This window comes from Streptococcus oralis subsp. dentisani (genome assembly GCF_002096685.1).
Lineage (GTDB): Bacteria > Bacillota > Bacilli > Lactobacillales > Streptococcaceae > Streptococcus > Streptococcus oralis_AD.
The window spans coordinates 170,417-184,544 of the sequence record NZ_NCVA01000041.1 but is presented as its reverse complement, the minus strand read 5'-3'; the positions used below and the strand labels follow the sequence as shown (position 1 = coordinate 184,544).

General features: G+C 39.6%; 15 protein-coding genes and 1 pseudogene. 14 read left to right on the top strand and 2 right to left on the bottom strand.

All coding sequences use genetic code 11. The features are described 5' to 3' along the window. Positions 1–43 precede the first annotated feature (43 nt). The 5 genes from sodA to B7705_RS07540 all read left to right on the top strand — a co-directional run bounded on the left by sodA (position 44) and on the right by B7705_RS07540 (position 4,463). Entirely contained in the window at positions 44–649 is a 606-nt protein-coding gene (gene sodA, locus B7705_RS07560) for a superoxide dismutase SodA (RefSeq protein ID WP_084948783.1), read from the top strand. A 153-nt stretch (positions 650–802) separates the two neighbouring features. Next, complete coding sequence (locus tag B7705_RS07555) at positions 803–1,333, top strand: YutD family protein (RefSeq protein ID WP_084948782.1); 531 nt, start codon at positions 803–805, stop codon at positions 1,331–1,333. A 20-nt stretch (positions 1,334–1,353) separates the two neighbouring features. Then, positions 1,354–2,439: a dual-specificity RNA methyltransferase RlmN gene (gene rlmN / locus B7705_RS07550; RefSeq protein ID WP_000804767.1), complete on the top strand. Its 1,086-nt coding sequence runs from the start codon at positions 1,354–1,356 to the stop codon at positions 2,437–2,439. 1 nt (position 2,440) lies between these two features. Further along, positions 2,441–2,920, top strand: a complete 480-nt coding sequence (locus B7705_RS07545; RefSeq protein WP_084948780.1) for a VanZ family protein — start codon at positions 2,441–2,443, stop codon at positions 2,918–2,920. Position 2,921: 1 nt separating this feature from the next. Next, entirely contained in the window at positions 2,922–4,463 is a 1,542-nt protein-coding gene (locus B7705_RS07540) for an ABC-F family ATP-binding cassette domain-containing protein (RefSeq protein WP_084948779.1), read from the top strand. Between the two features lie 55 nt (positions 4,464–4,518). On the opposite strand, the gene B7705_RS07535 is transcribed toward B7705_RS07540, so the two are convergent. Beyond that, positions 4,519–5,322 carry a peptidylprolyl isomerase gene (locus B7705_RS07535; RefSeq protein WP_084948778.1) on the bottom strand — a complete coding sequence of 268 codons (804 nt, stop codon included), beginning with the start codon at positions 5,320–5,322 and terminating at the stop codon, positions 4,519–4,521. Between the two features lie 215 nt (positions 5,323–5,537). Here B7705_RS07535 and rpsP point away from each other — a divergent pair, with 215 nt between their 5' ends. From rpsP to B7705_RS07500, 7 genes are all read left to right on the top strand, one after another. Next, positions 5,538–5,810, top strand: a complete 273-nt coding sequence (rpsP, locus tag B7705_RS07530; RefSeq protein WP_000268760.1) for a 30S ribosomal protein S16 — start codon at positions 5,538–5,540, stop codon at positions 5,808–5,810. 19 nt (positions 5,811–5,829) lie between these two features. Next, positions 5,830–6,069 (top strand): RNA-binding protein KphA, encoded by a 240-nt coding sequence (kphA, locus tag B7705_RS07525; protein WP_000379617.1) that lies wholly within the window; start codon positions 5,830–5,832, stop codon positions 6,067–6,069. A gap of 44 nt (positions 6,070–6,113) precedes the next feature. Next, positions 6,114–6,458, top strand: coding sequence for a MazG nucleotide pyrophosphohydrolase domain-containing protein (locus B7705_RS07520; RefSeq protein ID WP_084948776.1), 345 nt, complete (start codon positions 6,114–6,116; stop codon positions 6,456–6,458). Further along, on the top strand, positions 6,448–6,999 hold the full coding sequence (locus B7705_RS07515) for a hypothetical protein (protein WP_084948775.1): 552 nt from the start codon (positions 6,448–6,450) through the stop codon (positions 6,997–6,999). Before B7705_RS07520 ends, B7705_RS07515 begins: the two co-directional genes overlap by 11 nt. Before the next feature lie 73 nt (positions 7,000–7,072). Beyond that, positions 7,073–7,591, top strand: a complete 519-nt coding sequence (gene rimM, locus B7705_RS07510; RefSeq protein ID WP_084948773.1) for a ribosome maturation factor RimM — start codon at positions 7,073–7,075, stop codon at positions 7,589–7,591. Beyond that, positions 7,581–8,300 carry a tRNA (guanosine(37)-N1)-methyltransferase TrmD gene (gene trmD / locus B7705_RS07505; protein ID WP_033585994.1) on the top strand — a complete coding sequence of 240 codons (720 nt, stop codon included), beginning with the start codon at positions 7,581–7,583 and terminating at the stop codon, positions 8,298–8,300. The genes rimM and trmD overlap by 11 nt, the downstream gene beginning before the upstream one ends. Positions 8,301–8,311: 11 nt before the next feature. Beyond that, positions 8,312–8,650, top strand: coding sequence for an ATP cone domain-containing protein (locus B7705_RS07500; protein WP_001196053.1), 339 nt, complete (start codon positions 8,312–8,314; stop codon positions 8,648–8,650). Between the two features lie 27 nt (positions 8,651–8,677). Here B7705_RS07500 and B7705_RS07495 read toward each other — a convergent pair whose 3' ends face one another. Further along, positions 8,678–8,998, bottom strand: coding sequence for a hypothetical protein (locus B7705_RS07495; RefSeq protein ID WP_084948772.1), 321 nt, complete (start codon positions 8,996–8,998; stop codon positions 8,678–8,680). A gap of 102 nt (positions 8,999–9,100) precedes the next feature. Between B7705_RS07495 and B7705_RS07490 the strand changes: the two genes are divergently transcribed. Both B7705_RS07490 and B7705_RS07485 read left to right on the top strand, forming a co-directional pair. Continuing rightward, positions 9,101–9,316, top strand: coding sequence for a YdbC family protein (locus B7705_RS07490; RefSeq protein WP_084948770.1), 216 nt, complete (start codon positions 9,101–9,103; stop codon positions 9,314–9,316). Between the two features lie 401 nt (positions 9,317–9,717). After that, a pseudogene (locus tag B7705_RS07485) lies at positions 9,718–14,095 on the top strand (Cna B-type domain-containing protein). Positions 14,096–14,128 lie beyond the last annotated feature (33 nt).

Genomic DNA, 14,128 nt, shown 5'->3' with positions numbered 1-14,128 from the left:
TTGCGTTATCATTTTCATATAGAAAGAAAAAGAGGTATTACAGATGGCTATTATCTTACCAGACCTTCCATACGCATACGATGCTTTGGAACCATACATCGATGCAGAAACAATGCACTTGCACCATGACAAACACCACCAAACTTATGTCAACAATGCAAATGCGGCTCTTGAAAAACACCCTGAAATCGGTGAAGACCTTGAAGCTTTGCTTGCCGATGTAGACTCTATCCCAGCTGATATCCGTCAAGCACTTATCAACAATGGTGGTGGACACTTGAACCACGCTCTTTTCTGGGAATTGATGACTCCTGAGAAAATAGCTCCATCAGCAGAACTTGCAGCAGCAATCGATGCAACTTTTGGTTCATTTGAAGAGTTCCAAGCAGCCTTTACAGCAGCAGCTACAACTCGCTTTGGTTCTGGATGGGCTTGGTTGGTTGTCAACAAAGAAGGGAATCTTGAAGTGACTTCAACAGCAAACCAAGACACACCAATCTCAGAAGGTAAAAAACCAATCTTGGGCTTGGACGTTTGGGAACATGCTTACTACGTGAAATACCGTAACGTTCGTCCTGACTACATCAAAGCTTTCTTCTCAGTGATTAACTGGAACAAAGTAGATGAGCTTTACGCAGCAGCTAAATAAAAATATAGAGGGAAGAGTCAATCTTCTCTTTTTTGGTTTATAAGGCAGAAGTCTGACAGAATCGTCAGACTTTTTTCATTTTTATGAGAAACGTGCTAACTGCTAGAAAATATGGTAAAATAGAGTGTTAAGTAATCGTGGAAAAGGAAGACTATGCGTAAAGAAATTGCACCTGAATTATACAATTATAACAAGTTTCCTGGCCCAGAATTTCAGGTAAATGGGGATAAGGTTGAGACTGAAGGGATTGCTTTTACCTTGGTTGAAAATATCAAGGATGCTTTCGATGTGACAGTCTTTAATCAACGCTTTTCAGAAGTGTTGACCAAGTTTGATTATGTCGTGGGAGACTGGAGCAATGAACAGCTTCGCCTACGCGGTTTTTACAAAGACGATCGAACAGAGGAAAAAATTGAAAAAATCAGTCGCTTACAAGATTATCTTTTGGAGTACTGTAGTTATGGTTGTGCTTATTTTGTCCTAGAAAACCAAGCACCTAAGCGTGCGTCATTTGACAAGAAAATGCGTAAAAAGGAAGAGGAAAACCTTCCTAGAAGAGGAAAGAAACCTTCGCAAAACAAGAGAAAACCAAATGCGGATAAGAGAAATAGACGTCGTCATAAGGACCAAAAGTCTCAGAAAGAGGACAAGGGACAGCGCCATTTTGTCATTCGTCAGAAATAGATAGAGAATAAGGAGAAGAGATGAAACCGTCTATTTATAGTTTAACACGTCAAACCATGCAAGAATGGGTATTAGAACAAGGAGAAAAGAAATTCCGAGCAGATCAAATCTGGGAATGGCTTTACCGTAAACGTGTCCAGTCATTTGAAGAAATGACCAATCTTTCCAAGGATTTGATTGCTAAGCTCAATGAGCAGTTTGTGGTAAATCCATTGAAACAACGCATCGTGCAAGAGTCGGCTGACGGTACTGTTAAGTATCTTTTCGAGTTGCCAGATGGCATGTTGATTGAGACAGTACTGATGCGTCAACACTACGGACTGTCAGTCTGTGTGACCACTCAGGTCGGCTGCAATATCGGCTGTACCTTCTGTGCCTCTGGTTTGATTAAGAAGCAACGCGACCTTAATAACGGTGAAATTGTAGCGCAGATCATGCTGGTTCAGAAATATTTTGATGAGCGTGGTCAGGACGAGCGTGTTAGTCATATCGTTGTCATGGGAATTGGTGAACCATTTGATAACTACAACAATGTCTTGAATTTCGTCCGTACCATCAATGATGACAAGGGGATGGCTATCGGTGCTCGTCACATCACAGTTTCAACCTCAGGTTTGGCCCATAAAATTCGTGACTTTGCTAATGAAGGTGTACAGGTTAATCTGGCTGTTTCCCTTCACGCACCCAATAATGAATTGCGCTCAAGCATCATGAAAATTAACCGTGCCTTTCCGATTGAAAAGCTCTTTGCTGCTATTGAGTACTATATCGAGACAACCAATCGCCGTGTGACCTTTGAATACATCATGCTGAATGAAGTCAATGATGGAGTTGAACAAGCCTTGGAGTTGGCTGAATTGCTAAAGAACATCAAGAAATTATCTTATGTAAACTTGATTCCTTATAACCCTGTTAGTGAACATGACCAATATAGCCGTAGTCCTAAAGAGCGGGTGATGGCCTTCTATGATACCCTCAAGAAAAAAGGGATTAATTGTGTCGTCCGTCAAGAGCATGGTACAGATATTGATGCGGCTTGTGGACAATTGCGTTCCAATACAATGAAACGTGACCGCCAGAAGGCAGTCGCAGCGGTAAATCCATAAAATGACTAAAAAAAGAGAATTAACCTTAAGATTGGGAGTGGCTGTTTATAGCCTATGCATTGTCTGTTTTTGCTTCACTCCCCAGCCTCAACTTCCTGCAGGAGTGGAAACTCCAGGTATTCAAACTTTTGGACGCCTGGTTTTTCTTTTAACTCCCTTAAACTCCCTTTGGAATCTGGGTGAAGTGACCAGTTTGGGACAAGTCCTTTGGATCTTTTTGCAGAACATTTTAAATGTTTTCTTGCTTTTCCCTCTGGTCTTTCAACTAATCTATCTCTGTCCAAACTTGCGGCAAACGAAAAAAATCCTCCTTCTCAGTTTTTTACTGAGTCTGGGAATTGAGTGTACGCAACTGGTCTTAGACTTTTTCTTTGATTTTAATCGCGTCTTTGAGATTGATGATTTGTGGACCAACACCTTGGGAGGCTATCTGGCTTGGCTCCTCTATAAAGGATTGCATAAAAACAAGATAAGGAATTAGAATGAGTATTTTAGAAGTTAAAAATCTGAGTCACGGTTTTGGTGACCGTGCAATTTTTGAAGATGTGTCTTTCCGTCTCCTCAAGGGAGAACACATCGGTTTAGTCGGTGCCAATGGTGAGGGAAAATCAACCTTTATGAGCATCGTGACTGGTAAGATGTTGCCAGATGAAGGGAAGGTGGAGTGGTCCAAATATGTGACTGCTGGCTATCTGGACCAGCACGCTGTGCTAAAGGAAGGTCAAACTGTTCGTGATGTGCTCCGTACGGCCTTTGATGAGCTATTTAAAGCAGAAGCACGTATCAATGACCTCTATATGGAGATGGCGGAAGACGGAGCCGATATCGATGCGCTTATGGAAGAAGTTGGCGAACTCCAAGACCGTTTGGAGAGTCGTGACTTCTATACTTTGGATGCTAAGATTGATGAAGTAGCGCGTGCTCTCGGTGTCATGGACTATGGCATGGATACGGATGTAACAGCATTATCAGGTGGACAAAGAACCAAGGTCCTTTTGGCTAAACTTCTCCTTGAAAAACCAGATATTTTGTTGCTTGACGAGCCAACCAACTACTTGGATGCTGAACACATTGACTGGCTCAAGCGTTATCTTCAAAACTATGAGAATGCCTTTGTCCTTATTTCGCATGATATTCCTTTCCTCAACGACGTAATCAATATCGTCTATCATGTTGAAAATCAACAATTGACTCGCTATTCTGGTGACTACTACCAGTTTCAAGAAGTCTATGCTATGAAGAAATCTCAGTTAGAAGCGGCCTATGAACGTCAACAGAAAGAGATTGCAGATCTCAAGGATTTTGTCGCTCGAAACAAAGCGCGTGTCGCAACGCGTAATATGGCCATGTCCCGTCAAAAGAAACTGGACAAGATGGACATCATCGAACTTCAAAGTGAGAAGCCAAAACCATTCTTTGATTTTAAACCAGCTCGCACCCCTGGGCGTTTTATCTTCCAAGCAAAGGACTTGCAGATTGGTTATGACCGTCCTCTTACCAAGCCCTTAAACCTCACCTTTGAACGCAATCAAAAGGTTGCCATTATTGGGGCAAATGGTATCGGGAAAACAACTCTCTTGAAGTCTCTCTTGGGCATTATTTCGCCAATCGCTGGGGAAGTTGAACGCGGTGACTACCTAGAACTTGGTTACTTTGAACAGGAAGTAGAAGGTGGAAATCGTCAAACACCTCTTGAAGCTGTCTGGAATGCCTTTCCTGCCCTTAATCAAGCAGAGGTCCGTGCAGCCCTTGCCCGTTGTGGTTTGACAACTAAGCATATCGAAAGCCAAATTCAGGTTTTGTCGGGTGGAGAACAGGCCAAGGTGCGTTTCTGTCTCTTAATGAACCGTGAAAACAACGTTTTAGTACTTGACGAGCCGACCAACCACCTAGATGTGGATGCTAAGGACGAACTCAAACGGGCGCTTAAAGAATACAAGGGAAGCATTCTTATGGTCTGCCACGAACCAGACTTTTATGAAGGCTGGATGGACCAAATATGGGACTTTAACAAGCTAACTTAAAAATGAGGGAAAAAGAAATACAGTATCGAATGCGGATACTGTATTTTTAGGTTATTTAGGATTTAAAATCATAATCCTTCACTACTTCGATGCTATCGATAGTAATAGCAGACGTTGGTTTGTCTTTTTCATCTTTTTCAGCCTTGGCAATCTTGTCGACAACATCCATGCCATCGATGACTTGACCAAATACAGGATGTTTGCCATCTAGGCTAGGATTTCCCCCCTCTTTATAAGCTTCGATGATTTTCTTTGGATACTTGCTAGTAGGGAGTTTCGCAGAAATATCTGTTGAGTTTTGGTTGATGAAGAACTGGCTACCGTTGGTGTTTGGTTGACCAGTGTTAGCCATAGCAAGGGCTCCGCGGATATTGTATAGGTAGGGAGAAATTTCGTTTTTGAAACCAGTTCCCTTATCCTTCGTTTTATCCTTATCATGCCAGATGGATTGGCCACCTGTACCATCTCCCTTAGGATCTCCAGTTTGGACCATAAAGCCATCGATAACACGGTGGAAGGTGATGCCGTTATAGTAGCCATCCTTAGCGTGAGTAAGGAAGTTTTCAACTGCTAATGGTGCTAATTTTGGAAAGAGTTTGATGCGTACATCGCCTTGATTTGTATGGAGAATGACCTCAGCTTCATCTTCGGCAACTTCTTTAGAAAGTTGAGGGAAGTTGGCATTTTCATTTGTTAAAGCATCATTCAAATCTTTGGTAGCCTGAGCAGCTGCTTTTGAGCTTTCTTCAGCTGAGATACTAGAGTCGACATAGTCATCACCACGGAGACCACGTTGGATACTAGTACATCCAGCAAGGGCAATAGATGATAGTAAAAGAAGAGTTGCTAGTTTTTTCATTGTTTTCCTCTCAAAAATTCATTTCTATCATTGTACCCTAAAAGGGAGGTGATTTCAAATGTTAATGATTTTACTAAAAATTTCAAGTAGTTAAAAAAATAAAACTCTGTCAAGTTTTTTTCTTGACACCTGTCAGAAATCTGCTATAATAGAACATGTGTTAAATAGCTCAGCTATTTCACCGAAATAAAAAATAAGAAAAGAGACATTAAAAAATGGCAGTTAAAATCCGTTTGACTCGTATGGGTTCTAAGAAAAAACCTTTCTACCGTATCAACGTAGCAGACTCACGTTCACCACGTGACGGACGTTTCATCGAAACAGTTGGAACTTACAACCCACTTGTTGCTGAAAACCAAGTGACTTTGAAAGAAGACCGCGTTCTTGCATGGTTGGCTGATGGAGCTCAACCTTCAGATACAGTACGCAACATTCTTTCAAAAGAAGGCGTATTGAAAAAATTCCACGATTCTAAATTCTCAAAATAAGTTTAAAGTAGGTTGACAGATGGATACGATTGAAAATCTCATTATTGCGATTGTGAAACCCTTGATTTCACAACCAGATGCCTTAACTATCAAGATTGAAGATACACCTGAATTTTTGGAATATCATTTGGATCTTGATCAAAGCGACGTTGGTCGTGTTATCGGTCGTAAGGGTCGCACTATCTCAGCGATAAGAACGATTGTCTACTCTGTCCCAACTGAAGACAAAAAAGTAAGAATCGTTATCGATGAAAAATAAAAAAGCGGGACAGATGTCTCGCTTTTTTTTTTGGAGAGCAGAAGATGAAAGATTTAACGTTTAGACAATTACAAGCCTACTTACTCGAACATTACCAGCAGTCTCGAACTGAGGAAGGCCTCTTTATCAAGCTAGTGGAGGAAGTCGGAGAAGTAGCCGAGGTCTTGAATGGGCGCTCTGGTCGAAAAGAGGGTGTCCAAGACTCAAATGAGGAACTAGCCAAAGAACTGGCTGATATTATTCACTACACGGTTGCAATCGCGGCTATCAACGATATTGACCTAACCAAAACTATCTTTGATAAAGATAAAAAAGCTGCCATTAAGTACCAGCATGAACGAGATTTGGAAAGTTTTTTGGAGGGAGATTTGAGAAATAATGGACACTGACTATTTTTTAAAAATAGACTGGGCGATGTATATCGATTGGTTATTGCGAATTATACAGATTTCGACTTTTATCGGTGTAATTTTAAAAATTAGTTTCCAGAATAAGGCCTATATTAATAATATCGAAATTCAGACAATTAAACCAATCGAATTTGATTCCTTACATACGCGATTTCATCATATTTATGAGTTTAAACATAATAAAAATAATAAACATTATAATCATTTGATTTTTTATCCAAAAGAAGTTGATATTGAAATTGTAGAATTTTATTCTTTAATCTATGATTCAAAAAGTAATAGTTTAGTCGTTCAAGATAAAATACATACAGTTAAAAATTTAAAAAATTATACATGCCTATTGATTCATACAAATTTACCTGAGACTATACCTAGTTTAAGAATGAAATGGAAGACAAGTCAAGGTCAAATTGGGGAGTATACATTTTATAGTAATATGTATAACGGGAATATAAATATTTCTTCTTTCAAATATAAATTAACATTAAAGAGGAAACTACTAGCAATTTTGGGATTATAGCTGATTTTCTCCAACTTGTGAAAATCCCTGGAACGTGATAAAATAAAGGATAGAAATAGATACAGGAGACAAGATGAACTACTTTAATGTTGGAAAAATCGTTAATACGCAGGGGCTACAGGGTGAGATGAGAGTCTTGTCTGTGACGGATTTTGCTGAGGAACGTTTTAAAAAAGGGGCAGAACTGGCTTTATTTGATGAAAAAGATCAGTTTGTTCAAACAGTGACCATCGCTAGCCACCGTAAACAGAAGAACTTTGACATTATCAAATTCAAAGACATGTACCATATCAATGCGATTGAAAAATACAAGGGTTACAGTCTCAAGGTTGCTGAAGAAGACCTAAATGACTTAGACGATGGAGAATTCTACTATCACGAGATTATCGGTTTGGAAGTTTACGAGGGAGACAACCTGATTGGAACTATCAAGGAGATTCTACAACCAGGTGCCAATGATGTCTGGGTGGTCAAGAGAAAAGGAAAACGCGACCTACTCTTGCCTTACATTCCGCCAGTAGTTCTTAATGTTGATATTCCAAATAAACGGGTCGATGTGGACATCTTAGAAGGATTAGACGATGAAGATTGATATTTTGACCCTCTTTCCTGAGATGTTTTCTCCACTGGAACACTCGATTGTTGGAAAGGCTCGAGAAAAGGGGCTCTTGGATATCCAGTACCATAATTTCAGAGAATACGCTGAAAAAGCCCGTCATGTTGACGATGAGCCTTACGGAGGTGGTCAGGGGATGTTGCTCCGTGCCCAACCTATTTTCGATGCCTTTGATGCCATTGAAAAGAAAAATCCCCGCGTCATTCTTCTCGATCCTGCTGGGAAACAGTTCGATCAAGCGTACGCTGAGGATTTGGCCAAAGAAGAGGAACTGATCTTTATCTGCGGTCACTATGAAGGGTATGACGAGCGCATCAAGACCTTGGTAACGGATGAGATTTCCTTAGGAGATTATGTCCTGACTGGTGGGGAATTGGCAGCTATGACCATGATTGATGCTACGGTTCGCTTGATTCCTGAAGTGATTGGCAAGGAATCTAGTCACCAAGACGATAGTTTTTCTTCGGGATTGCTCGAATATCCTCAATACACACGTCCTTATGACTATCGAGGCATGGTAGTACCAGATGTACTCATGAGTGGCCATCATGAGAAGATTCGCCAGTGGCGGCTTTATGAGAGCTTAAAGAAAACCTACGAGCGCAGACCTGACTTGCTAGAAAACTACCAACTGACAGCAGAAGAAGAAAAGATGCTGGCAGAAATCAAAGAAAACAAAGAATAAAGGAGAACCTTATGCAAGTAATCAAACGTAACGGAGAAGTTGCCGACTTTGATCCAGATAAAATTTACCAAGCTGTCCTAAAAGCGGCTCAGACAGTTTATGTTTTGACAGACGATTTACGTCAAAACCTAGCTCAAGTCACTAAAAAAGTAGTCTTGGACTTAGAAGAAGCAAAAGTAGAACGTGCGACTATCAGTATGATTCAATCAATGGTTGAAAATCGTTTGCTGGGAGCAGGTTACATTACCATTGCAGAGCACTATATCTCTTATCGCTTGCAACGTGATTTGGAGAGAAGTGGGTACGGTGACCACATCGCAGTTCACCTTCATTTTGAACAAATCCGTTAAGAAAAAGAGTGGGATGCAATGAACATCTCACTCTTTCTTAAATAGACTTTTCTGTGCCTTTTCTACTGTAGAAGGGACAAAACGGATTCTCCTGATGTCACCAATCCGAATAATACGTGTCACATTTCTAGTGAAATTTTTGACAATAATCTGCTTACGGCTGGTATCATATTTGACAATATCACCCGTAAAACTCGTCTCAGCAAGTATCACATGAACAGCCGCCTTTTTCTGGATGGCTTGTTCAATTTTGCTAATAAGGGAGTCGTTTTCAGAATAATCTCGTTCATCATGTCCACTGAGAAAGTCTTGTATCTTATCTAAGACATGCTTGAATGTATATCTCATAGGCTTCTCCCCTCTTATATAATCATATTATATAAAATTTTCGTAAAATCTACAAGATTTTACGAATAGACTATAGAAAGCATATCACGTAAAGGAGTTAAAATGGCAGAATTTACATTTGAAATCGAAGAACACTTACTGACCTTGTCTGAAAATGAGAAAGGATGGACCAAGGAATTAAACCGAGTCAGCTTTAATGGAGCACCAGCAAAGTTTGATATTCGTTCTTGGAGCCCTGATCATACCAAAATGGGCAAAGGAATCACTCTTTCAAATGAAGAATTTCAGGTAATGGTCGATGCCTTTAAAGGCAATTAGTAAAAGGATGTTGAGTTTTGGACTCAATATCCTTTTTATTGTTCACCAGAGATAAATAAAATTTGCAATTTCAAGATCAAGAAACCAAAAAATATATGCATTAAATAAATTGTTTGATAAATAAAAATAAACAGGCAAAATACTTGACCCTGAGAGGATACATAGTATAATAGATAATGGTCATATTTTGCTATATTTCCATTCTGACTAAGAGTAGTAATACTTCTGCTAAATATTGAATTGAATACATTGTTTTGACATTGCAAATGATCTAGCCATTTATCTAAAGAATTGTTACATGTAGTAAGCATGTAAGAGATAATATCGTTGAAAGGGGTGTTACTTATTGACAGGAAATGGTGTATGGATCAGTTCATTTTAATGATTTAGAAGGGAAAGTTATGAAATTAAAAAAATTGTGGCTCTATATTTTAACGCCACTTTTAGTTCTGTTTGGTTCTGCTACTTTGACAAATGCAGTCCAAGCAAAAGAGCTGACGAAGGTTATTACTAACGTGAGCATCTGGGAGGTTGATAATAGTAAGTTCTTACAATCTGATTCAAAAGGAGTTTACAATTTATCACCTCAAAAACACAGTTATGCAAACTATAAGTTTGCTACTGATTTCGATTTGAGCCAATATGATGGCAATCTGAATGATGGAGACACATTTACACTAACTGTGCCAGCTCCACTAACAGTCAAAGCCGAATCATTTGAGCTTAAAGACAAGGAAACGAATACAGCTGTAGGAGATGTTAAGGTCGTTTCTGATGGGGAAAATAAGGGTGGAAAGGTAACAATCACTTTAAAGAACTTGCAAGACTACCTTGCTAAAAAAGGAGGAGCTCAAGTTCAAGGTGTTAAAGGTACCTTCTATGTCGCTTTTAGTTCAAAGAAAGAACTAGAAGAACAGACTATCAATTTTAACAAGTCTGAAACTAAAAATGAAATCAGCCAAAAAGTTCGCTTTAAAAATGCTGCTGCCATAGATTATTCTGACGGAATTGGTAAAACAAACTTTAACAAATTCAGTGGAACCATCAGTAAAGAAAAATGGGATTCTCCTTTACTTGGTAAAAAAGGTGATTATCTTCATAATTGGAATGTCCGTGTGAATCCTAAACAAGCTGCCTATGATAAACTTGAAATCCACGACTGGGCAGACTCAGACTTTTCACCGATGCAGTTTATTCCAGAAACCTTGACGGTTACTGCTGGATGGTTTGATAAAACTTACACCTTACAAGATAAAACTGTACTACAAGCTGGAACAGATTACCAAATCAAGTGGAACGAATCGTATACAGATTTCACAATCACGATTTTGAACGCGAAGTCTATTACAAAAAATGGGAAACCTGCGGCTTATCTAATCCACTATGATTCGACCGCTCCTGGGGATGGAACCAAAGTTCAAAACAATGTTGAAGTTAAGGGAAATGATAAGGTTCTAACAACCAGAGATGATCAACAAGATACGATTGCGAAGCAAGTGGGAAATTCTACAGTTGCATCAGGTGGTACTATCCAACTGGAAACAGGTTATCGAATCACTCTATACAAGGTAGATGAAAAAACACAAGATCGTCTAAAAGGAGCAAAATTTAAAATTACCCCTCCGGACGGCGCTACTGTTAGCGAAAAAATCACTGAAACAGACGATAATGGTATTGCACAATCGCCAGTATTTTCAGAAGAGGATGTTAAGAAAGGTGAATTCACCATTACTGAGGTTGAAGCTCCTAAAGGTTACCAATTGGATTCTACTCCAATTAAGGTAACAGTCGGTAAAGAAGGTGTTATCAAAACAATCTCAAACAAACGCAACAGCACAAAAGCTCAAATTCAAGCAATTAAAAAATTGACTGGTCGAGCTATGAAAGCTGGAGAGTTTGAATTCGACTTGTTCGATGATAAGACAAACAAAGTTGTTGAAACAGTAACAAATGATGCGGAAGGAAATATCAGCTTTGCTGAATTGACATTTGACAAAGCTGGTACATACAACTACCACATCGTTGAGAAAAAAGCGAACACAACTGAAAAAGGTGTTACTTACGATGCCAACCCTGTTGGCGTTACAGTTACTGTAACAGCAGATGCTGAGGGCAAATTGTCTGCAGCTGTCGCTTACGAAAACGATGATAAGACTTTTGAAAATACATACGCTGTTGAGAAAACTTCAGCTCCTATTGAAGTAACAAAAGCTCTTTCAGGTCGTACCTTGAAAGCTGATGAGTTTGAGTTTGTATTGAAGAACGACGCAGATGGCTCAGAAGTTCAAAAAGTGAAGAACACTGCCGATGGCAAAGTGGCATTCGCTCCAATCGAATACACTGCAGCTGGTACTTACAAATACACTATCGTTGAAACTAACGCTGGACAAACTATTGACGGTGTAACATACGATAGTCTTGAAGTTAAAGTCACAGTAGAAGTTACAGACGATGGTGAAGGAAAACTTACTGCTAACGTAACTTACCCAGCGGACAAAGAATTCAACAACAGCTACGGAGCTTCAAAAACTCCAGCTACTCTTGCAGTTAAGAAAACACTTACTGGTCGTGAGTTGAAAGCTGATGAGTTTGAGTTTACTTTGACAGACCAAGACGGTAATGTGAAAGAAACAGTCAAGAATGACAAAGATGGAAACGTTAAGTTCTCAGTCTTGGAATTCGATAAAGCTGGAACTTTCACTTACAAGATTGCTGAAAAAGCTGGCACTGCTACAGGTATCACCTACGATACGAAAACAATCACAGCTACAGTAACTGTAGCGGATAACGGCAAAGGTGCCCTTGAAGCAACTGTTTCTTACGACGATGAAAAAGCATTCGAGAATACTTACACTCCAGCAGGAGCTACAAGTGTAACTCTTGGAGCTAAGAAAGTTCTTGAAGGTAAAGACCTTGAAGCAGGTAAATACAGCTTTGAATTGAAGAAGGAAGATGGAACTGTTGTTGAAACAGTGACAAACGCCGCAGACAGTACAGTGGCCTTCTCACCAATCTCATATGATGAGAGCCAGGTGGGAACTCACAAGTACACCATCTCTGAAGTTGCTGGAACTGAAACAGGAATCACTTACGATAAGACAGTTCAAGAAGTTGAAGTAACTGTTGAAAAAGTAAGCGCAACTGAATTGAAAGCAACTGCTTCAAAAGAAGCAAAAGATCTTGTATTTACAAACAAATACACTCCAGCCAAAACTGCAGTTCCTGTGAAGAAAGTATGGAACGATGCTAACAACCAAGATGGTAAACGTCCATCTTCTATCACAGTTAAATTGCTTGCAGACGGTCAAGACACTGGTGAAACACTTACATTGAATGAAGCAAACGGTTGGGCTGGAAGCTTCACAAACCTTGATGCTGATAAAGGCGGAACACCTATCAAGTATACTGTAGTAGAAGTAAGTGTTACTGGTTATACTTCTGACGTTGCTGGTGGCGCTGCATCAGGATTCACTATCACAAATAGCTATTCTCCAGAAACAGTTGATGTAAAAGCAACTAAGAACTGGGATGACGCGAACAACCAAGACGGCAAACGTCCAACTAAGATTACAATCAATCTTTTAGCAGACGGTCAGAAAGTCGCATCAAAAGAAGTTCAAGCAGCCACAGACGGAACTTGGACTGCTACATTCGAAAAATTAGCAAAATATAAAGCTGGTAAAGAAATCAAATACACTGTAACAGAAGAAGCCGTAGCAGAATACGAATCAACTATTACAGACTTTACCATCACAAACAAATATGCACCAAAAGAAATCGACTACAAGGTAACAAAAGTATGGAACGACGCGAACAACCAAGACGGCAAACGTCCTGAGTCCGTAACCGTTCAACTTTATAAAAAAGTAGGAAATGCGGATCCAGTAGCCGTTGAAGGTAAGAAATTGACCTTGACAGCTAAGGATAAGACAGACGCTAACACTTGGGTAGCATCATTCACAAATCTTCCACAATACGAAGCTGGTAAAGAAATCACTTACTCTATCGATGAAGTAGATGTACCAGCTGGCTATAAAGCCTCTGTAACTGGTCAAGTAGTGACAAACAATTACACACCAGATACAGTTATCCTTTCAGGAACTAAGGTTTGGAAAGATAACAACAACCAAAGCGGCAAACGTGCAGATAAAGTGAAAGTTCAAATTCTTAATGGCGATAAAGTCGTTCAAGAAATTGAAGTTTCAGAAAAAACTTCCTAAGTATGAAAATGGTCAAGAAATCAAGTACACTGTCAAAGAAGTGGCTGTGAAAGAATATACCTCAACAGTTACTACTGACAAAGATGGTAAGTACACAGTTACCAATGAATACACACCAGTGAAAACATCTGTAAAAGGTCATAAGATCTGGAAAGGTGATGAAAACCATAAAGACGCTCGTCCATCTTCTATCACTGTGAAACTTCTTGCGGATGGTAAAGATACTGGTAAAACTGCAATAGCTTCAGAAGCAAGTGGTTGGACTTATGAGTTTACTGGTCTTGAGCGTTATAAAGATACTAAAGATACAGAAATCAAGTACTCTGTAGAAGAAGTACCGGTTGAAGGTTATTCATCTAAAGTAGAAGGCCTCAATATCACAAATACATACGTTCCAGAAGAACCAACACCAGGTGAACCAAATGAACCAGGAAAACCAGGACAAAAACCTCAACTTCCTAACACTGGTGAAAAAGCATCTAATGTAGCAGTAGTTGCAGGACTTGCTTTGATGGCAGTGACTGGTGGATTGTACTTTGTAAGCCGTAAAAATAAATAATCTCTAGATGAGAGTTGATTTTCAGTTAGTTCT